Annotated in this window: 1 protein-coding gene; it reads right to left on the bottom strand. The window is 61.1% G+C overall.

The window, feature by feature from the left end; translation table 11 throughout:
- Positions 1-46: 46 nt before the first annotated feature.
- The gene (locus I6L41_RS00065) at positions 47-23,722 is read right to left on the bottom strand and encodes a retention module-containing protein (protein ID WP_216961095.1); all 23,676 of its coding nucleotides are present in this window, start codon (positions 23,720-23,722) and stop codon (positions 47-49) included.
- Between the last annotated feature and the right edge of the window lie 180 nt (positions 23,723-23,902).

Below are 23,902 nucleotides of genomic sequence, written 5' to 3'. Positions count from 1 at the left end.
AAAAGCGGCAGATTGCTCTGCCGCTTTTTACTGCCCCGAGTTGGGCTTACTTGTCGATATCGAGCATGTTGTTGGTCAACATGTAATCGATCACCTGGTTGGCCGTGGTGCCAGAACCGCCCGTCAGACTGTCGAAGGTATGGTTCATCAACACAATCTCCTGAGTCACCGGCGCAGTACTGCTCTCCTTGACTTGCAGGTGCACCCCTTCATTGTCCTGGAACACCGAGAGCAGACTCTTCAGATCAGTCGTACTGTGAGAACCATCGTGATCCAGCAGATCGCTCAGATCCAGCTTATCTCCTTCCAAACGGTTGATGGTGCCTGACCCCTTGTTGAAGTCCATGATGTAATCCTTGGTCAGGGAGCCGGATACTGTATCTCCCTTGTTCCAGACAAAGGTATCAGCCCCTTCCCCACCAATCAGGATGTCATTACCCAAACCACCGATCAGATAGTCATTACCAGCTCCACCATCCAGCACATCGCTTCCACTCCCTCCACGCAGCGCATCTTTACCGTCACCACCGTAGAGATGGTCGTTACCCGAACCACCAAAAATGACATCAGAGCCATTTTGACCATAGATGCGGTCATCACCACCACCACCATGAGCAATATCCAGATAGGCATTGCTGTTTGCAGTGATTTTCAGGTCGCTGTTTTCATTGTTGGGGTCTTGCAGCAGAAGCGAATCTGCTCCACGGCTGAAGTTATCCACGGCAAGCTCTGCTGCATCCTGTTTCTGCTGGGAATTGCTATCGAAACCGGATACATGACTGTCTCCCAGATAGATAATATCGTTACCCTTACCCAGGTAGACCTTGTCGCCACCGACACCCACATCGACAACTATGCCGTTTTCAACGTGCTGCAGCGTCTTGTCGATCGGGGTGCCAGTTCCGGATGTCGACCATTGCACTTTCTGATTACTGGCTGTGGGGTCATACATCTGTACAGAGTCGATCATATCGCCCGTTGACTTGATGTCATAACCCACAACAAAGGTCAGCGTGCTTGCACTGGTGTCACCATCGAGATCTTTCAAGGTGTAACCGAAATCAAGCTTGACCGAGGGCGACACTGCAGCACCAAAGAACTGATAACTACCGTTATCAAGATCGACAATCAGCGAATGCTTGTTATCGATGTAGATAGTCAGCGTTTTGGTTGCTGCATCAAAGCTATGGCTGAGCGCGCTCGAACTGCCTGCAGTAGTAACGGTGTTGCCGTCAAAGTTATACGTCACGCCGCGGATCGTAAGTTGGCCAACAAAACCACCATCAGCACCAACTCCATATCCCTCAACACCGCTCAACAAATTACCGCCTATCGGCTGCACCACAGATTGCAACAGAATGGGTGGCAACTTGGTCACGTCCGGGACAATTACCGCATTGCCATCCACATTCAAGTAACCATCAAATGCAACTTTGTCCAGCTCGCCAGCTGGCACACTGTTCCCCATGCCGTATGCAAGCGCAGTCACCTTATTGTTTTGCAGATGTTTCGTCCACGCAGCAAGTTCACTCGCCTCAATGGTGTTGGGATTGCTGCCATCGCTACCTTCCGGTACACCATCAGAGAGGAAATAGCTTACGTTGGAAGCTCCGGTTAATGGTCTTGCATTACTATTGCCACTCCAAAAACTCTCAGCCCATTTAATGGCGTCGTCGTAATCCGTTCCACCATTTGCAGTCAAGCCATTAATCCATCCTTTGGCCTGCTCAACAGTCATCCAGTAGATGGGGCTGCCACTTGTTCCCTGATTCACAATACGTGCTTCAGAACTGAACAATACCAACTGCACCCGGGTTTGCCCTTGCGCCAGATATTGATCCAGCAACTGGTTGGCAGATTCTTTCATAACTTCCAAGCGAGTCTTTCCATTACCGGCTGCAAAGCCCATAGAACCGGAAACATCCAAAACCAGCTGTACGTTGGCACCAACTTTGGTTTCTGACTCCACGGCATGGAAGATCGGGCCAGCAACCGGTACATCGTCACGCACAGCCAAGTCAAACGAGCCAGTCGCAGTCTCAGCTCCAGACTTGCTTACCTCATAGTTGACGGTAAAGCGCAATTCGTCCTGGCTGGTCAACACTGTGCTCTGGCCATCTACTGTATGGCTAAGCGGCTTGAGCAGAGTAAAGGTGTAGCTCGGTGGATTGGCACTGTTATCCACCGTCACGGTAAAGGCTGCATTGGCGGGGTTGTTACCAAAGTACCCTTTGAGCCCGGCGCCATCCTGAACAACATTGACCGGCTGACCATCAATACCCGTCACCCCGCTCAGACCCGTAATGCCAACAAGTTTGAGTTGTACGCCAGAGACATTGCCACCACTGCCATCAGTCACCTGCAGCGACTGAGTCACAGAAAGCGGGCCGCTAGCAGGCATACCCACAGGCTCAGGCAAGTGTGCATTTCCGCCAGACAAACCATCCTCATCAACCAGACCATTGCCCAGTCGCACAGAGAGATCGTTATCAGTAATCGTTCCGGCTCCGGTCGCACCACCTACTGTCAGAGTCAAGGTTTCAGTCTGTTCTACCAGCTTGTCATTCACTGTCGGCACTGACACGGTAAAGCTCGTCACACCGGCTGGTACTGAGATTTTGCCTGTGCTGCTGTTATAGGTAACACCGTGACTGAACTGCAGAGTTCCCCAGTCAGAGTTAGAGGCAGCATGAGTACCACTGCCCGCGATTGAGAGGCTGTACTCAGTCGCTACATTAGTCGCACCACTCAAGGTCACAACATGCTGCAAGGTAGCCCCTTCAACCACAGTGGCACTCGATACGCCGGTTACATCAGGGCGCGCCAGCGGGTTGACAGCAAAGCTGCCTTGCGAGCCGTCACCGTCCCGATCATAGGCCTTGAAGGTGAAGTCGATGTCGCCATCACCAACCGGACGCTGCATCTCTGCATACTGGAAGAATTCCCACTTGCCCGTTGCAGGCGTGAATTGCATCTTGAAGATCAAGCTGCCATCACTGGCCTTGCCAACCATGCTGTTGGCACCTTCCGCGGTAATGGTAATTGCCAGACCTGCAGCCGTTTTCAGACCCGTTTCAACGGTGCCGGTAACCAGCTCCAGACGCCCTTTACCATCAGCTCCCCATTGCGGTCCCACTGTCCCCGAGCCATAGGCAATCGCCTGCGGAGTAGAGGAGCCAAGGAACTCGATAGACTTGACGGTAAAGTCGCTGTTGTCCTTGACGTTGAACGAATTGCCGTTATCGGTTGCTTTGATCACCATGGTGTCAAAACCACCCTGCTGCACTTGGAAGTTCTGGTTGTACTCTCCCCCCGCCGCATCCGACCTAAAGGGAAGTGTTGAGATCAGAACTCCATCACGGTAGAACTCGACCACGCCGCTCTCCAGCTCACCACCGAACATCTTGCTGAACTCGATCTTGGCACCGTATGCCACTGTGCCGGCATCCAGTTTTATCACCAGCTCTTCAGATACCCCTGAGCCGTCGGCCAGTTTGCGGAAATCGACCTCGTTCTCAATATTGTGGTAAGGGGCTGTCGAGCTCTTGACACCAATGCCTTCGCTCGAGCCATTAACCAGCGCATCAGTCAGAGCAGTAGATGTTGAAGAGAGGAAACCTTTAGCCGTGATGGTGAACTTGCCACCATCAATGCTGGTGCTATTCCCGCTATAGCCGGTCATGCTGAACTTGCCGGTCAATACATCAGGAATACTGGTTTTCACCAGCGAAACCGCGGCAGCATCGCCAGCGATGGGGGCATCGTCCTCCACAGTGATGGACAGCGAACCAATCGTAGTACTCTGACCATCAGAAACAGAGACTCCGATGTTGAGACTCAGCGTGTCCTCGGCAGTAGTCACCGGATGATCGAGGGCGCCTTTCAGAGTAACGTCATAACCCCAATCTCCTTTGGTACTACCTGCTGGTGAAGTCAGCTTGACATCAAGCACAGCCTTGTAGTCCGCACCACCCAAGGTACCGGTATACCCGGTCAACACTTTGCCTGATGCATCCCAGTTCCACTTCACATCCAGACCGCCGGACTTGAGTCCGGATGGACCTGAGAGGCTGACCGTCACACTACTGCTATCGACATCCCCCACAGTAATAGTGCCGCTGGCGATGGTCGCATTGGTGGTATCTGTATTACCTGCGTTATCAGCCAACCCGTTGGCCAGCCCCTCTTCGGACACCACCGCAGGTTTATTGATCACCACGGTAGGAGGAGCGTCGTTGTCGGTGATGGTGGCCGTGCCGGTCACGGTGCTGCTGGTGCCTGCACCGCTCAGGGTGTAGTTCTCGCTCGCCTCGAACACGGTGTCATTCACGGTGCTCACCTTGACGCTGAAGCTGCCGGTGTTGGCCGGTACCGTCACGTTGAAGGTGCCGTCTGCATTGACGTTCACAACCTGATCTACCCCGCCGATAGTGACGGTCACCTGGGTGCCGCTGAAGTCGGCCCCCTTGGTAGCCGTGCCGCTGGCCAGGGTCAGCGTCAGCGTGGTCGGGGTGCTCGAGGTGTTGGTCAGCCCCACCGCAAAGCTGTTGGCATTCCCTTCCACCACAGTGTCACCCACGATGGTCGCCACCTTCGGTGCACTGTCGTTGTCGGTGATGGTGGCCGTGCCGGTCACGGTGCTGCTGGTGCCTGCACCGCTCAGGGTGTAGTTCTCGCTCGCCTCGAACACGGTGTCATTCACGGTGCTCACCTTGACGCTGAAGCTGCCGGTGTTGGCCGGTACCGTCACGTTGAAGGTGCCGTCTGCATTGACGTTCACAACCTGATCTACCCCGCCGATAGTGACGGTCACCTGGGTGCCGCTGAAGTCAGCCCCCTTGGTGGCCGTGCCGCTGGCCAGGGTCAGCGTCAGCGTGGTCGGGGTGCTCGAGGTGTTGGTCAACCCCACCGCAAAGCTGTTGGCATTCCCTTCCACCACAGTGTCACCCACGATGGTCGCCACCTTCGGTGCACTGTCGTTGTCGGTGATGGTGGCCGTGCCGGTCACGGTGCTGCTGGTGCCTGCACCGCTCAGGGTGTAGTTCTCGCTCGCCTCGAACACGGTGTCATTCACGGTGCTCACCTTGACGCTGAAGCTGCCGGTGTTGGCCGGTACCGTCACGTTGAAGGTGCCGTCTGCATTGACGTTCACAACCTGATCTACCCCGCCGATAGTGACGGTCACCTGGGTGCCGCTGAAGTCAGCCCCCTTGGTGGCCGTGCCGCTGGCCAGGGTCAGCGTCAGCGTGGTCGGGGTGCTCGAGGTGTTGGTCAACCCCACCGCAAAGCTGTTGGCATTCCCTTCCACCACAGTGTCACCCACGATGGTCGCCACCTTCGGTGCACTGTCGTTGTCGGTGATGGTGGCCGTGCCGCTGACGCCAGCAGCGCCATTGGTGGTGATGCCATTGGCTTCGGTCACCTTCAGACTGAAGGTTTCAGGGCCTTCGTAGACGCTGTCCTGGGTCGTGGCAACGGTCACGGTCAGGTTGGTGACACCCGCCGGAACAGTCACATCGCCATTGGTGGCCACAGTCAAGGTTTGGGTCTGACCATTGCCGTCCACATAAGTGACGGTCATGGTGCCAAGGTCGGCAGCTTCGGCAGTGCCGTACACCAGGCCGAGGTTGATGACCAGCGGTGCTTCGGTGGCATTGGACAGGCTGACGTTGAACACAGCATTGCTGCCTTCATTTACGTCGCCGGCGTTGCTGACGGCCAGAGCAGGCTTGTCATTGTCCGGGGTCGGGCCAGGGCCAGTACCATCGTCTTTGATGGTGGCATTGCCGCTGACGCCAGCAGCGCCATTGGTGGTGATGCCATTGGCTTCGGTCACCTTCAGACTGAAGGTTTCAGGGCCTTCGTAGACGCTGTCCTGGGTCGTGGCAACGGTCACGGTCAGGTTGGTGACACCCGCCGGAACAGTCACATCGCCATTGGTGGCCACAGTCAAGGTTTGGGTCTGACCATTGCCGTCCACATAAGTGACGGTCATGGTGCCAAGGTCGGCAGCTTCGGCAGTGCCGTACACCAGGCCGAGGTTGATGACCAGCGGTGCTTCGGTGGCATTGGACAGGCTGACGTTGAACACAGCATTGCTGCCTTCATTTACGTCGCCGGCGTTGCTGACGGCCAGAGCAGGCTTGTCATTGTCCGGGGTCGGGCCAGGGCCAGTACCATCGTCTTTGATGGTGGCATTGCCGCTGACGCCAGCAGCGCCATTGGTGGTGATGCCATTGGCTTCGGTCACCTTCAGACTGAAGGTTTCAGGGCCTTCGTAGACGCTGTCCTGGGTCGTGGCAACGGTCACGGTCAGGTTGGTGACACCCGCCGGAACAGTCACATCGCCATTGGTGGCCACAGTCAAGGTTTGGGTCTGACCATTGCCGTCCACATAAGTGACGGTCATGGTGCCAAGGTCGGCAGCTTCGGCAGTGCCGTACACCAGGCCGAGGTTGATGACCAGCGGTGCTTCGGTGGCATTGGACAGGCTGACGTTGAACACAGCATTGCTGCCTTCATTTACGTCGCCGGCGTTGCTGACGGCCAGAGCAGGCTTGTCATTGTCCGGGGTCGGGCCAGGGCCAGTACCATCGTCTTTGATGGTGGCATTGCCGCTGACGCCAGCAGCGCCATTGGTGGTGATGCCATTGGCTTCGGTCACCTTCAGACTGAAGGTTTCAGGGCCTTCGTAGACGCTGTCCTGGGTCGTGGCAACGGTCACGGTCAGGTTGGTGACACCCGCCGGAACAGTCACATCGCCATTGGTGGCCACAGTCAAGGTTTGGGTCTGACCATTGCCGTCCACATAAGTGACGGTCATGGTGCCAAGGTCGGCAGCTTCGGCAGTGCCGTACACCAGGCCGAGGTTGATGACCAGCGGTGCTTCGGTGGCATTGGACAGGCTGACGTTGAACACAGCATTGCTGCCTTCATTTACGTCGCCGGCGTTGCTGACGGCCAGAGCAGGCTTGTCATTGTCCGGGGTCGGGCCAGGGCCAGTACCATCGTCTTTGATGGTGGCATTGCCGCTGACGCCAGCAGCGCCATTGGTGGTGATGCCATTGGCTTCGGTCACCTTCAGACTGAAGGTTTCAGGGCCTTCGTAGACGCTGTCCTGGGTCGTGGCAACGGTCACGGTCAGGTTGGTGACACCCGCCGGAACAGTCACATCGCCATTGGTGGCCACAGTCAAGGTTTGGGTCTGACCATTGCCGTCCACATAAGTGACGGTCATGGTGCCAAGGTCGGCAGCTTCGGCAGTGCCGTACACCAGGCCGAGGTTGATGACCAGCGGTGCTTCGGTGGCATTGGACAGGCTGACGTTGAACACAGCATTGCTGCCTTCATTTACGTCGCCGGCGTTGCTGACGGCCAGAGCAGGCTTGTCATTGTCCGGGGTCGGGCCAGGGCCAGTACCATCGTCTTTGATGGTGGCATTGCCGCTGACGCCAGCAGCGCCATTGGTGGTGATGCCATTGGCTTCGGTCACCTTCAGACTGAAGGTTTCAGGGCCTTCGTAGACGCTGTCCTGGGTCGTGGCAACGGTCACGGTCAGGTTGGTGACACCCGCCGGAACAGTCACATCGCCATTGGTGGCCACAGTCAAGGTTTGGGTCTGACCATTGCCGTCCACATAAGTGACGGTCATGGTGCCAAGGTCGGCAGCTTCGGCAGTGCCGTACACCAGGCCGAGGTTGATGACCAGCGGTGCTTCGGTGGCATTGGACAGGCTGACGTTGAACACAGCATTGCTGCCTTCATTTACGTCGCCGGCGTTGCTGACGGCCAGAGCAGGCTTGTCATTGTCCGGGGTCGGGCCAGGGCCAGTACCATCGTCTTTGATGGTGGCATTGCCGCTGACGCCAGCAGCGCCATTGGTGGTGATGCCATTGGCTTCGGTCACCTTCAGACTGAAGGTTTCAGGGCCTTCGTAGACGCTGTCCTGGGTCGTGGCAACGGTCACGGTCAGGTTGGTGACACCCGCCGGAACAGTCACATCGCCATTGGTGGCCACAGTCAAGGTTTGGGTCTGACCATTGCCGTCCACATAAGTGACGGTCATGGTGCCAAGGTCGGCAGCTTCGGCAGTGCCGTACACCAGGCCGAGGTTGATGACCAGCGGTGCTTCGGTGGCATTGGACAGGCTGACGTTGAACACAGCATTGCTGCCTTCATTTACGTCGCCGGCGTTGCTGACGGCCAGAGCAGGCTTGTCATTGTCCGGGGTCGGGCCAGGGCCAGTACCATCGTCTTTGATGGTGGCATTGCCGCTGACGCCAGCAGCGCCATTGGTGGTGATGCCATTGGCTTCGGTCACCTTCAGACTGAAGGTTTCAGGGCCTTCGTAGACGCTGTCCTGGGTCGTGGCAACGGTCACGGTCAGGTTGGTGACACCCGCCGGAACAGTCACATCGCCATTGGTGGCCACAGTCAAGGTTTGGGTCTGACCATTGCCGTCCACATAAGTGACGGTCATGGTGCCAAGGTCGGCAGCTTCGGCAGTGCCGTACACCAGGCCGAGGTTGATGACCAGCGGTGCTTCGGTGGCATTGGACAGGCTGACGTTGAACACAGCATTGCTGCCTTCATTTACGTCGCCGGCGTTGCTGACGGCCAGAGCAGGCTTGTCATTGTCCGGGGTCGGGCCAGGGCCAGTACCATCGTCTTTGATGGTGGCATTGCCGCTGACGCCAGCAGCGCCATTGGTGGTGATGCCATTGGCTTCGGTCACCTTCAGACTGAAGGTTTCAGGGCCTTCGTAGACGCTGTCCTGGGTCGTGGCAACGGTCACGGTCAGGTTGGTGACACCCGCCGGAACAGTCACATCGCCATTGGTGGCCACAGTCAAGGTTTGGGTCTGACCATTGCCGTCCACATAAGTGACGGTCATGGTGCCAAGGTCGGCAGCTTCGGCAGTGCCGTACACCAGGCCGAGGTTGATGACCAGCGGTGCTTCGGTGGCATTGGACAGGCTGACGTTGAACACAGCATTGCTGCCTTCATTTACGTCGCCGGCGTTGCTGACGGCCAGAGCAGGCTTGTCATTGTCCGGGGTCGGGCCAGGGCCAGTACCATCGTCTTTGATGGTGGCATTGCCGCTGACGCCAGCAGCGCCATTGGTGGTGATGCCATTGGCTTCGGTCACCTTCAGACTGAAGGTTTCAGGGCCTTCGTAGACGCTGTCCTGGGTCGTGGCAACGGTCACGGTCAGGTTGGTGACACCCGCCGGAACAGTCACATCGCCATTGGTGGCCACAGTCAAGGTTTGGGTCTGACCATTGCCGTCCACATAAGTGACGGTCATGGTGCCAAGGTCGGCAGCTTCGGCAGTGCCGTACACCAGGCCGAGGTTGATGACCAGCGGTGCTTCGGTGGCATTGGACAGGCTGACGTTGAACACGGCATTGCTGCCTTCATTTACGTCGCCGGCGTTGCTGACGGCCAGGGTTGGACGGTCTGCATCATCAGTGATAATCGTCTTGATTTTCGCGTCTGACAGATCCAGTTTCTCAAAACCTAAAGTACCTGCAGGCACTTGAATGCCGCTGACAGAGACCTCAAAAATTTCGTTTCCTTCATAAGTAGAGTCAACCAACGTCGCAATGCTAAACATTGCCGTCTTGCCATCGGCACCAATAACCGCCTGTGTGGTCTCGGTGATGTCAGCACCACTGGCAGTAGTGTAGGTGTAGCTCAGGGTCACTATGCTACCGACCGGTGCTACATTGCTCAGGGTCACGGTGTAGGTCGCCGTAGCCTCGCCCTCCACCACACTGCCTGGCCCGCGCAGGGTCACGGTGGTCACGTCGCTGTCGTCCACCACGGTGTTGCTGACGCTGCCGGCGGTGGTCACGCTCTCGTAGTTGCCGCCGCTGATACCGCTGATACTGACGCTCAGCGTCTCGTTACCCTGCTGATAGGCATCGTCGGCCCGCACCGGCACCGGCTCGCTGTTGGCGCTGCTGCTGCCCACCGGAATGGTGATCACCACCCCGTTGGAGAGGGTTACGGTCAGCGGACTGCCGGTCACCGGGTTGCTGACGCTGGCGGTGTAGACAATGCTGCCGCCCTCGGTCACGGTCTGGCCATTGGTGGCCGAGCTCAGGGTCACCGTGGTGGTGTCCACGGTGTCGGCCACCTCGGTGGTCACCTTGCTGCTGGTGTCCAGCTGCTCGTAGTTGCCACCGCTGCTGCCGGTGATGCTCACCGTCAGGCTGCTGCCATCTTTGTAAACGTCGTCACTCGGGGCATCGACCGTCACGCTGCCGCTCAGCTCGCCCGCCTTGATGGTGATGCTGGCGCCGTTGGACAGGGACAGCACCAGGTCACTCTGCGGGGCGTTGTTGACACTGGCGCTGTAGGTGATCTGGCCCCCTTCGTTGACCTGCGCCGGTGCGCTCAGGGTCACCGTGGTGGTGTCCACGGTGTCGGCCACCTCGGTGGTCACCTTGCTGCTGGTGTCCAGCTGCTCGTAGTTGCCACCGCTGCTGCCGGTGATGCTCACCGTCAGGCTGCTGCCATCTTTGTAAACGTCGTCACTCGGGGCATCGACCGTCACGCTGCCGCTCAGCTCGCCCGCCTTGATGGTGATGCTGGCGCCGTTGGACAGGGTCAGCACCAGGTCACTCTGCGGGGCGTTGTTGACACTGGCGCTGTAGGTGATCTGGCCCCCTTCGTTGACCTGCGCCGGTGCGCTCAGGGTCACCGTGGTGGTGTCCACGGTGTCGGCCACCTCGGTGGTCACCTTGCTGCTGGTGTCCAGCTGCTCGTAGTTGCCACCGCTGCTGCCGGTGATGCTCACCGTCAGGCTGCTGCCATCTTTGTAAACGTCGTCACTCGGGGCATCGACCGTCACGCTGCCGCTCAGCTCGCCCGCCTTGATGGTGATGCTGGCGCCGTTGGACAGGGTCAGCACCAGGTCACTCTGCGGGGCGTTGTTGACACTGGCGCTGTAGGTGATCTGCCCCCCTTCGTTGACCTGCGCCGGTGCGCTCAGGGTCACCGTGGTGGTGTCCACGGTGTCGGCCACCTCGGTGGTCACCTTGCTGCTGGTGTCCAGCTGCTCGTAGTTGCCACCGCTGCTGCCGGTGATGCTCACCGTCAGGCTGCTGCCATCTTTGTAAACGTCGTCACTCGGGGCATCGACCGTCACGCTGCCGCTCAGCTCGCCCGCCTTGATGGTGATGCTGGCGCCGTTGGACAGGGACAGCACCAGGTCACTCTGCGGGGCGTTGTTGACACTGGCGCTGTAGGTGATCTGCCCCCCTTCGTTGACCTGCGCCGGTGCGCTCAGGGTCACCGTGGTGGTGTCCACGGTGTCGGCCACCTCGGTGGTCACCTTGCTGCTGGTGTCCAGCTGCTCGTAGTTGCCACCGCTGCTGCCGGTGATGCTCACCGTCAGGCTGCTGCCATCTTTGTAAACGTCGTCACTCGGGGCATCGACCGTCACGCTGCCGCTCAGCTCGCCCGCCTTGATGGTGATGCTGGCGCCGTTGGACAGGGTCAGCACCAGGTCACTCTGCGGGGCGTTGTTGACACTGGCGCTGTAGGTGATCTGGCCCCCTTCGTTGACCTGCGCCGGTGCGCTCAGGGTCACCGTGGTGGTGTCCACGGTGTCGGCCACCTCGGTGGTCACCTTGCTGCTGGTGTCCAGCTGCTCGTAGTTGCCACCGCTGCTGCCGGTGATGCTCACCGTCAGGCTGCTGCCATCTTTGTAAACGTCGTCACTCGGGGCATCGACCGTCACGCTGCCGCTCAGCTCGCCCGCCTTGATGGTGATGCTGGCGCCGTTGGACAGGGTCAGCACCAGGTCACTCTGCGGGGCGTTGTTGACACTGGCGCTGTAGGTGATCTGGCCCCCTTCGTTGACCTGCGCCGGTGCGCTCAGGGTCACCGTGGTGGTGTCCACGGTGTCGGCCACCTCGGTGGTCACCTTGCTGCTGGTGTCCAGCTGCTCGTAGTTGCCACCGCTGCTGCCGGTGATGCTCACCGTCAGGCTGCTGCCATCTTTGTAAACGTCGTCACTCGGGGCATCGACCGTCACGCTGCCGCTCAGCTCGCCCGCCTTGATGGTGATGCTGGCGCCGTTGGACAGGGTCAGCACCAGGTCACTCTGCGGGGCGTTGTTGACACTGGCGCTGTAGGTGATCTGGCCCCCTTCGTTGACCTGCGCCGGTGCGCTCAGGGTCACCGTGGTGGTGTCCACGGTGTCGGCCACCTCGGTGGTCACCTTGCTGCTGGTGTCCAGCTGCTCGTAGTTGCCACCGCTGCTGCCGGTGATGCTCACCGTCAGGCTGCTGCCATCTTTGTAAACGTCGTCACTCGGGGCATCGACCGTCACGCTGCCGCTCAGCTCGCCCGCCTTGATGGTGATGCTGGCGCCGTTGGACAGGGTCAGCACCAGGTCACTCTGCGGGGCGTTGTTGACACTGGCGCTGTAGGTGATCTGCCCCCCTTCGTTGACCTGCGCCGGTGCGCTCAGGGTCACCGTGGTGGTGTCCACGGTGTCGGCCACCTCGGTGGTCACCTTGCTGCTGGTGTCCAGCTGCTCGTAGTTGCCACCGCTGCTGCCGGTGATGCTCACCGTCAGGCTGCTGCCATCTTTGTAAACGTCGTCACTCGGGGCATCGACCGTCACGCTGCCGCTCAGCTCGCCCGCCTTGATGGTGATGCTGGCGCCGTTGGACAGGGTCAGCACCAGGTCACTCTGCGGGGCGTTGTTGACACTGGCGCTGTAGGTGATCTGCCCACCTTCGTTGACCTGCGCCGGTGCGCTCAGGGTCACCGTGGTGGTGTCCACGGTGTCGGCCACCTCGGTGGTCACCTTGCTGCTGGTGTCCAGCTGCTCGTAGTTGCCACCGCTGCTGCCGGTGATGCTCACCGTCAGGCTGCTGCCATCTTTGTAAACGTCGTCACTCGGGGCATCGACCGTCACGCTGCCGCTCAGCTCGCCCGCCTTGATGGTGATGCTGGCGCCGTTGGACAGGGTCAGCATCAGGTCACTCTGCGGGGCGTTGTTGACACTGGCGCTGTAGGTGATCTGGCCACCTTCGTTGACCTGCGCCGGTGCGCTCAGGGTCACCGTGGTGGTGTCCACGGTGTCGGCCACCTCGGTGGTCACCTTGCTGCTGGTGTCCAGCTGCTCGTAGTTGCCACCGCTGCTGCCGGTGATGCTCACCGTCAGGCTGCTGCCATCTTTGTAAACGTCGTCACTCGGGGCATCGACCGTCACGCTGCCGCTCAGCTCGCCCGCCTTGATGGTGATGCTGGCGCCGTTGGACAGGGTCAGCACCAGGTCACTCTGCGGGGCGTTGTTGACACTGGCGCTGTAGGTGATCTGGCCCCCTTCGTTGACCTGCGCCGGTGCGCTCAGGGTCACCGTGGTGGTGTCCACGGTGTCGGCCACCTCGGTGGTCACCTTGCTGCTGGTGTCCAGCTGCTCGTAGTTGCCACCGCTGCTGCCGGTGATGCTCACCGTCAGGCTGCTGCCATCTTTGTAAACGTCGTCACTCGGGGCATCGACCGTCACGCTGCCGCTCAGCTCGCCCGCCTTGATGGTGATGCTGGCGCCGTTGGACAGGGTCAGCACCAGGTCACTCTGCGGGGCGTTGTTGACACTGGCGCTGTAGGTGATCTGGCCCCCTTCGTTGACCTGCGCCGGTGCGCTCAGGGTCACCGTGGTGGTGTCCACGGTGTCGGCCACCTCGGTGGTCACCTTGCTGCTGGTGTCCAGCTGCTCGTAGTTGCCACCGCTGCTGCCGGTGATGCTCACCGTCAGGCTGCTGCCATCTTTGTAAACGTCGTCACTCGGGGCATCGACCGTCACGCTGCCGCTCAGCTCGCCCGCCTTGATGGTGATGCTGGCGCCGTTGGACAGGGTCAGCACCAGGTCACTCTGCGGGGCGTTGTTGACACTGGCGCTGTAGGTGATCTGGCCCCCTTCGTTGACCTGCGCCGGTGCGCTCAGGGTCACCGTGGTGGTGTCCACGGTGTCGGCCACCTCGGTGGTCACCTTGCTGCTGGTGTCCAGCTGCTCGTAGTTGCCACCGCTGCTGCCGGTGATGCTCACCGTCAGGCTGCTGCCATCTTTGTAAACGTCGTCACTCGGGGCATCGACCGTCACGCTGCCGCTCAGCTCGCCCGCCTTGATGGTGATGCTGGCGCCGTTGGACAGGGTCAGCACCAGGTCACTCTGCGGGGCGTTGTTGACACTGGCGCTGTAGGTGATCTGCCCACCTTCGTTGACCTGCGCCGGTGCGCTCAGGGTCACCGTGGTGGTGTCCACGGTGTCGGCCACCTCGGTGGTCACCTTGCTGCTGGTGTCCAGCTGCTCGTAGTTGCCACCGCTGCTGCCGGTGATGCTCACCGTCAGGCTGCTGCCATCTTTGTAAACGTCGTCACTCGGGGCATCGACCGTCACGCTGCCGCTCAGCTCGCCCGCCTTGATGGTGATGCTGGCGCCGTTGGACAGGGTCAGCACCAGGTCACTCTGCGGGGCGTTGTTGACACTGGCGCTGTAGGTGATCTGGCCACCTTCGTTGACCTGCGCCGGTGCGCTCAGGGTCACCGTGGTGGTGTCCACGGTGTCGGCCACCTCGGTGGTCACCTTGCTGCTGGTGTCCAGCTGCTCGTAGTTGCCACCGCTGCTGCCGGTGATGCTCACCGTCAGGCTGCTGCCATCTTTGTAAACGTCGTCACTCGGGGCATCGACCGTCACGCTGCCGCTCAGCTCGCCCGCCTTGATGGTGATGCTGGCGCCGTTGGACAGGGTCAGCACCAGGTCACTCTGCGGGGCATTGTTGACACTGGCGCTGTAGGTGATCTGGCCCCCTTCGTTGACCTGCGCCGGTGCGCTCAGGGTCACCGTGGTGGTGTCCACGGTGTCGGCCACCTCGGTGGTCACCTTGCTGCTGGTGTCCAGCTGCTCGTAGTTGCCACCGCTGCTGCCGGTGATGCTCACCGTCAGGCTGCTGCCATCTTTGTAAACGTCGTCACTCGGGGCATCGACCGTCACGCTGCCGCTCAGCTCGCCCGCCTTGATGGTGATGCTGGCGCCGTTGGACAGGGTCAGCACCAGGTCACTCTGCGGGGCGTTGTTGACACTGGCGCTGTAGGTGATCTGCCCCCCTTCGTTGACCTGCGCCGGTGCGCTCAGGGTCACCGTGGTGGTGTCCACGGTGTCGGCCACCTCGGTGGTCACCTTGCTGCTGGTGTCCAGCTGCTCGTAGTTGCCACCGCTGCTGCCGGTGATGCTCACCGTCAGGCTGCTGCCATCTTTGTAAACGTCGTCACTCGGGGCATCGACCGTCACGCTGCCGCTCAGCTCGCCCGCCTTGATGGTGATGCTGGCGCCGTTGGACAGGGTCAGCACCAGGTCACTCTGCGGGGCGTTGTTGACACTGGCGCTGTAGGTGATCTGGCCCCCTTCGTTGACCTGCGCCGGTGCGCTCAGGGTCACCGTGGTGGTGTCCACGGTGTCGGCCACCTCGGTGGTCACCTTGCTGCTGGTGTCCAGCTGCTCGTAGTTGCCACCGCTGCTGCCGGTGATGCTCACCGTCAGGCTGCTGCCATCTTTGTAAACGTCGTCACTCGGGGCATCGACCGTCACGCTGCCGCTCAGCTCGCCCGCCTTGATGGTGATGCTGGCGCCGTTGGACAGGGTCAGCACCAGGTCACTCTGCGGGGCGTTGTTGACACTGGCGCTGTAGGTGATCTGGCCCCCTTCGTTGACCTGCGCCGGTGCGCTCAGGGTCACCGTGGTGGTGTCCACGGTGTCGGCCACCTCGGTGGTCACCTTGCTGCTGGTGTCCAGCTGCTCGTAGTTGCCACCGCTGCTGCCGGTGATGCTCACCGTCAGGCTGCTGCCATCTTTGTAAACGTCGTCACTCGGGGCATCGACCGTCACGCTGCCGCTCAGCTCGCCCGCCTTGATGGTGATGCTGGCGCCGTTGGACAGGGTCAGCACCAGGTCACTCTGCGGGGCGTTGTTGACACTGGCGCTGTAGGTGATCTGGCCCCCTTCGTTGACCTGCGCCGGTGCGCTCAGGGTCACCGTGGTGGTGTCCACGGTGTCGGCCACCTCGGTGGTCACCTTGCTGCTGGTGTCCAGCTGCTCGTAGTTGCCACCGCTGCTGCCGGTGATGCTCACCGTCAGGCTGCTGCCATCTTTGTAAACGTCGTCACTCGGGGCATCGACCGTCACGCTGCCGCTCAGCTCGCCCGCCTTGATGGTGATGCTGGCGCCGTTGGACAGGGTCAGCACCAGGTCACTCTGCGGGGCGTTGTTGACACTGGCGCTGTAGGTGATCTGGCCCCCTTCGTTGACCTGCGCCGGTGCGCTCAGGGTCACCGTGGTGGTGTCCACGGTGTCGGCCACCTCGGTGGTCACCTTGCTGCTGGTGTCCAGCTGCTCGTAGTTGCCACCGCTGCTGCCGGTGATGCTCACCGTCAGGCTGCTGCCATCTTTGTAAACGTCGTCACTCGGGGCATCGACCGTCACGCTGCCGCTCAGCTCGCCCGCCTTGATGGTGATGCTGGCGCCGTTGGACAGGGTCAGCACCAGGTCACTCTGCGGGGCGTTGTTGACACTGGCGCTGTAGGTGATCTGCCCCCCTTCGTTGACCTGCGCCGGTGCGCTCAGGGTCACCGTGGTGGTGTCCACGGTGTCGGCCACCTCGGTGGTCACCTTGCTGCTGGTGTCCAGCTGCTCGTAGTTGCCACCGCTGCTGCCGGTGATGCTCACCGTCAGGCTGCTGCCATCTTTGTAAACGTCGTCACTCGGGGCATCGACCGTCACGCTGCCGCTCAGCTCGCCCGCCTTGATGGTGATGCTGGCGCCGTTGGACAGGGTCAGCACCAGGTCACTCTGCGGGGCGTTGTTGACACTGGCGCTGTAGGTGATCTGGCCACCTTCGTTGACCTGCGCCGGTGCGCTCAGGGTCACCGTGGTGGTGTCCACGGTGTCGGCCACCTCGGTGGTCACCTTGCTGCTGGTGTCCAGCTGCTCGTAGTTGCCACCGCTGCTGCCGGTGATGCTCACCGTCAGGCTGCTGCCATCTTTGTAAACGTCGTCACTCGGGGCATCGACCGTCACGCTGCCGCTCAGCTCGCCCGCCTTGATGGTGATGCTGGCGCCGTTGGACAGGGTCAGCACCAGGTCACTCTGCGGGGCGTTGTTGACACTGGCGCTGTAGGTGATCTGGCCCCCTTCGTTGACCTGCGCCGGTGCGCTCAGGGTCACCGTGGTGGTGTCCACGGTGTCGGCCACCTCGGTGGTCACCTTGCTGCTGGTGTCCAGCTGCTCGTAGTTGCCACCGCTGCTGCCGGTGATGCTCACCGTCAGGCTGCTGCCATCTTTGTAAACGTCGTCACTCGGGGCATCGACCGTCACGCTGCCGCTCAGCTCGCCCGCCTTGATGGTGATGCTGGCGCCGTTGGACAGGGTCAGCACCAGGTCACTCTGCGGGGCGTTGTTGACACTGGCGCTGTAGGTGATCTGGCCCCCTTCGTTGACCTGCGCCGGTGCGCTCAGGGTCACCGTGGTGGTGTCCACGGTGTCGGCCACCTCGGTGGTCACCTTGCTGCTGGTGTCCAGCTGCTCGTAGTTGCCACCGCTGCTGCCGGTGATGCTCACCGTCAGGCTGCTGCCATCTTTGTAAACGTCGTCACTCGGGGCATCGACCGTCACGCTGCCGCTCAGCTCGCCCGCCTTGATGGTGATGCTGGCGCCGTTGGACAGGGTCAGCACCAGGTCACTCTGCGGGGCGTTGTTGACACTGGCGCTGTAGGTGATCTGGCCCCCTTCGTTGACCTGCGCCGGTGCGCTCAGGGTCACCGTGGTGGTGTCCACGGTGTCGGCCACCTCGGTGGTCACCTTGCTGCTGGTGTCCAGCTGCTCGTAGTTGCCACCGCTGCTGCCGGTGATGCTCACCGTCAGGCTGCTGCCATCTTTGTAAACGTCGTCACTCGGGGCATCGACCGTCACGCTGCCGCTCAGCTCGCCCGCCTTGATGGTGATGCTGGCGCCGTTGGACAGGGTCAGCACCAGGTCACTCTGCGGGGCGTTGTTGACACTGGCGCTGTAGGTGATCTGCCCACCTTCGTTGACCTGCGCCGGTGCGCTCAGGGTCACCGTGGTGGTGTCCACGGTGTCGGCCACCTCGGTGGTCACCTTGCTGCTGGTGTCCAGCTGCTCGTAGTTGCCACCGCTGCTGCCGGTGATGCTCACCGTCAGGCTGCTGCCATCTTTGTAAACGTCGTCACTCGGGGCATCGACCGTCACGCTGCCGCTCAGCTCGCCCGCCTTGATGGTGATGCTGGCGCCGTTGGACAGGGTCAGCACCAGGTCACTCTGCGGGGCGTTGTTGACACTGGCGCTGTAGGTGATCTGGCCACCTTCGTTGACCTGCGCCGGTGCGCTCAGGGTCACCGTGGTGGTGTCCACGGTGTCGGCCACCTCGGTGGTCACCTTGCTGCTGGTGTCCAGCTGCTCGTAGTTGCCACCGCTGCTGCCGGTGATGCTCACCGTCAGGCTGCTGCCATCTTTGTAAACGTCGTCACTCGGGGCATCGACCGTCACGCTGCCGCTCAGCTCGCCCGCCTTGATGGTGATGCTGGCGCCGTTGGACAGGGTCAGCACCAGGTCACTCTGCGGGGCATTGTTGACACTGGCGCTGTAGGTGATCTGGCCCCCTTCGTTGACCTGCGCCGGTGCGCTCAGGGTCACCGTGGTGGTGTCCACGGTGTCGGCCACCTCGGTGGTCACCTTGCTGCTGGTGTCCAGCTGCTCGTAGTTGCCACCGCTGCTGCCGGTGATGCTCACCGTCAGGCTGCTGCCATCTTTGTAAACGTCGTCACTCGGGGCATCGACCGTCACGCTGCCGCTCAGCTCGCCCGCCTTGATGGTGATGCTGGCGCCGTTGGACAGGGTCAGCACCAGGTCACTCTGCGGGGCATTGTTGACACTGGCGCTGTAGGTGATCTGGCCCCCTTCGTTGACCTGCGCCGGTGCGCTCAGGGTCACCGTGGTGGTGTCCACGGTGTCGGCCACCTCGGTGGTCACCTTGCTGCTGGTGTCCAGCTGCTCGTAGTTGCCACCGCTGCTGCCGGTGATGCTCACCGTCAGGCTGCTGCCATCTTTGTAAACGTCGTCACTCGGGGCATCGACCGTCACGCTGCCGCTCAGCTCGCCCGCCTTGATGGTGATGCTGGCGCCGTTGGACAGGGTCAGCACCAGGTCACTCTGCGGGGCGTTGTTGACACTGGCGCTGTAGGTGATCTGGCCCCCTTCGTTGACCTGCGCCGGTGCGCTCAGGGTCACCGTGGTGGTGTCCACGGTGTCGGCCACCTCGGTGGTCACCTTGCTGCTGGTGTCCAGCTGCTCGTAGTTGCCACCGCTGCTGCCGGTGATGCTCACCGTCAGGCTGCTGCCATCTTTGTAAACGTCGTCACTCGGGGCATCGACCGTCACGCTGCCGCTCAGCTCGCCCGCCTTGATGGTGATGCTGGCGCCGTTGGACAGGGTCAGCACCAGGTCACTCTGCGGGGCGTTGTTGACACTGGCGCTGTAGGTGATCTGGCCCCCTTCGTTGACCTGCGCCGGTGCGCTCAGGGTCACCGTGGTGGTGTCCACGGTGTCGGCCACCTCGGTGGTCACCTTGCTGCTGGTGTCCAGCTGCTCGTAGTTGCCACCGCTGCTGCCGGTGATGCTCACCGTCAGGCTGCTGCCATCTTTGTAAACGTCGTCACTCGGGGCATCGACCGTCACGCTGCCGCTCAGCTCGCCCGCCTTGATGGTGATGCTGGCGCCGTTGGACAGGGTCAGCACCAGGTCACTCTGCGGGGCGTTGTTGACACTGGCGCTGTAGGTGATCTGGCCCCCTTCGTTGACCTGCGCCGGTGCGCTCAGGGTCACCGTGGTGGTGTCCACGGTGTCGGCCACCTCGGTGGTCACCTTGCTGCTGGTGTCCAGCTGCTCGTAGTTGCCACCGCTGCTGCCGGTGATGCTCACCGTCAGGCTGCTGCCATCTTTGTAAACGTCGTCACTCGGGGCATCGACCGTCACGCTGCCGCTCAGCTCGCCCGCCTTGATGGTGATGCTGGCGCCGTTGGACAGGGTCAGCACCAGGTCACTCTGCGGGGCGTTGTTGACACTGGCGCTGTAGGTGATCTGCCCCCCTTCGTTGACCTGCGCCGGTGCGCTCAGGGTCACCGTGGTGGTGTCCACGGTGTCGGCCACCTCGGTGGTCACCTTGCTGCTGGTGTCCAGCTGCTCGTAGTTGCCACCGCTGCTGCCGGTGATGCTCACCGTCAGGCTGCTGCCATCTTTGTAAACGTCGTCACTCGGGGCATCGACCGTCACGCTGCCGCTCAGCTCGCCCGCCTTGATGGTGATGCTGGCGCCGTTGGACAGGGTCAGCACCAGGTCACTCTGCGGGGCGTTGTTGACACTGGCGCTGTAGGTGATCTGCCCCCCTTCGTTGACCTGCGCCGGTGCGCTCAGGGTCACCGTGGTGGTGTCCACGGTGTCGGCCACCTCGGTGGTCACCTTGCTGCTGGTGTCCAGCTGCTCGTAGTTGCCACCGCTGCTGCCGGTGATGCTCACCGTCAGGCTGCTGCCATCTTTGTAAACGTCGTCACTCGGGGCATCGACCGTCACGCTGCCGCTCAGCTCGCCCGCCTTGATGGTGATGCTGGCGCCGTTGGACAGGGTCAGCACCAGGTCACTCTGCGGGGCGTTGTTGACACTGGCGCTGTAGGTGATCTGCCCCCCTTCGTTGACCTGCGCCGGTGCGCTCAGGGTCACCGTGGTGGTGTCCACGGTGTCGGCCACCTCGGTGGTCACCTTGCTGCTGGTGTCCAGCTGCTCGTAGTTGCCACCGCTGCTGCCGGTGATGCTCACCGTCAGGCTGCTGCCATCTTTGTAAACGTCGTCACTCGGGGCATCGACCGTCACGCTGCCGCTCAGCTCGCCCGCCTTGATGGTGATGCTGGCGCCGTTGGACAGGGTCAGCACCAGGTCACTCTGCGGGGCGTTGTTGACACTGGCGCTGTAGGTGATCTGGCCCCCTTCGTTGACCTGCGCCGGTGCGCTCAGGGTCACCGTGGTGGTGTCCACGGTGTCGGCCACCTCGGTGGTCACCTTGCTGCTGGTGTCCAGCTGCTCGTAGTTGCCACCGCTGCTGCCGGTGATGCTCACCGTCAGGCTGCTGCCATCTTTGTAAACGTCGTCACTCGGGGCATCGACCGTCACGCTGCCGCTCAGCTCGCCCGCCTTGATGGTGATGCTGGCGCCGTTGGACAGGGTCAGCACCAGGTCACTCTGCGGGGCGTTGTTGACACTGGCGCTGTAGGTGATCTGGCCCCCTTCGTTGACCTGCGCCGGTGCGCTCAGGGTCACCGTGGTGGTGTCCACGGTGTCGGCCACCTCGGTGGTCACCTTGCTGCTGGTGTCCAGCTGCTCGTAGTTGCCACCGCTGCTGCCGGTGATGCTCACCGTCAGGCTGCTGCCATCTTTGTAAACGTCGTCACTCGGGGCATCGACCGTCACGCTGCCGCTCAGCTCGCCCGCCTTGATGGTGATGCTGGCGCCGTTGGACAGGGTCAGCACCAGGTCACTCTGCGGGGCGTTGTTGACACTGGCGCTGTAGGTGATCTGGCCCCCTTCGTTGACCTGCGCCGGTGCGCTCAGGGTCACCGTGGTGGTGTCCACGGTGTCGGCCACCTCGGTGGTCACCTTGCTGCTGGTGTCCAGCTGCTCGTAGTTGCCACCGCTGCTGCCGGTGATGCTCACCGTCAGGCTGCTGCCATCTTTGTAAACGTCGTCACTCGGGGCATCGACCGTCACGCTGCCGCTCAGCTCGCCCGCCTTGATGGTGATGCTGGCGCCGTTGGACAGGGTCAGCACCAGGTCACTCTGCGGGGCGTTGTTGACACTGGCGCTGTAGGTGATCTGGCCCCCTTCGTTGACCTGCGCCGGTGCGCTCAGGGTCACCGTGGTGGTGTCCACGGTGTCGGCCACCTCGGTGGTCACCTTGCTGCTGGTGTCCAGCTGCTCGTAGTTGCCACCGCTGCTGCCGGTGATGCTCACCGTCAGGCTGCTGCCATCTTTGTAAACGTCGTCACTCGGGGCATCGACCGTCACGCTGCCGCTCAGCTCGCCCGCCTTGATGGTGATGCTGGCGCCGTTGGACAGGGTCAGCACCAGGTCACTCTGCGGGGCATTGTTGACACTGGCGCTGTAGGTGATCTGCCCCCCTTCGTTGACCTGCGCCGGTGCGCTCAGGGTCACCGTGGTGGTGTCCACGGTGTCGGCCACCTCGGTGGTCACCTTGCTGCTGGTGTCCAGCTGCTCGTAGTTGCCACCGCTGCTGCCGGTGATGCTCACCGTCAGGCTGCTGCCATCTTTGTAAACGTCGTCACTCGGGGCATCGACCGTCACGCTGCCGCTCAGCTCGCCCGCCTTGATGGTGATGCTGGCGCCGTTGGACAGGGTCAGCACTAGGTCACTCTGCGGGGCGTTGTTGACACTGGCGCTGTAGGTGATCTGGCCCCCTTCGTTGACCTGCGCCGGTGCGCTCAGGGTCACCGTGGTGGTGTCCACGGTGTCGGCCACCTCGGTGGTCACCTTGCTGCTGGTGTCCAGCTGCTCGTAGTTGCCACCGCTGCTGCCGGTGATGCTCACCGTCAGGCTGCTGCCATCTTTGTAAACGTCGTCACTCGGGGCATCGACCGTCACGCTGCCGCTCAGCTCGCCCGCCTTGATGGTGATGCTGGCGCCGTTGGACAGGGTCAGCACCAGGTCACTCTGCGGGGCGTTGTTGACACTGGCGCTGTAGGTGATCTGCCCACCTTCGTTGACCTGCGCCGGTGCGCTCAGGGTCACCGTGGTGGTGTCCACGGTGTCGTTAATCTGGGTAGTCGTTGAAGGTCCAGTGATAATCTGGTTGAAACCACCGCCCTGAGTACCGGTAATCGAAACGGTGATCGTTGACGGGTCGACATAAGGGCTGTCCGCTGGAGCAGCAACAGTGACTGAACCGGAACTCTGGCCGACGGGAATGGTGATCACTACACCATTTGACAGCTGAATAACCAAGTCAGAACCAAAAACAGGTTCATCTAATGTCGCAGTAAAGGTGATAAACCCACCTTCATTCACCTGTGCATCTGCACTCAAGACAAGGTCGGCGGAGGTAAAAAGAGGATCATCTTCACCAACTGCTTCAAGCAGTGGCTCACCATTGGCGTTGTAGGTGGTATCGAAGGTGGCTTCAGCAATGGTTGCAGAACCGGTACGGTCGATGGTGACAAAACCGCCGTTGCCACTGGCACCGGCGACGCCCCCAATACCGCCACCACCGGCGGCAGGTGCTCCGCCTGCTGCAGAGGCTTCAAAGGCCTGGGTCGGGTCAGCGCCACCCAGGATCGCCTGTTGCAGGGCATTGATATCATCAGGAGTGCCTGCAGCACCGTTTTGTGCCAGCTGGGGGGCATCCCCCTCTTCGGTAGGCTCACTCTGCTCGCTGGCTGGTTGCACATTGAACGACTGTCCGCCGCCCATGAAACTGGCGCCATCCGGCGACATGATCACCGCCCCTTTCGGCAGCACATCACCTTCAGCCAACAGCTTCCGGCTGCCATCTGCGGCCACCAGATAAATTTGTCCTTTGAGTTGGGTTACGGTTACGCCCTGTTCCAAGGTAACGGCATTGGTGATCATGTTCTCTCCTGAATCCTGATTTGAATGCAATAAGCCACAGCCTACTTTGCAGACTGAGGGAAAAAATAACCAGCTCGAAAATTCGAAAGGATAGACCGATTTGAGGCTGAACTGTTCAGCCAGACAGAAGTGTGTAAAACGAGGTTGCGAGAATGGTAAAAACCAAAATTATCAATAGAT

Source organism: Aeromonas sp. FDAARGOS 1411, from assembly GCF_019047125.1.
In the GTDB taxonomy this organism is placed as follows: Bacteria; Pseudomonadota; Gammaproteobacteria; order Enterobacterales; family Aeromonadaceae; genus Aeromonas; species Aeromonas veronii.
This window is presented reverse-complemented; position numbering and strand designations above follow the sequence as displayed.

Excerpts from the sequence above, each read along its gene's own strand:
- I6L41_RS00065 (WP_216961095.1), bottom strand. The coding sequence starts at position 23,722 with ATGATCACCAATGCCGTTACCTTGGAACAGGGCGTAACCGTAACCCAA.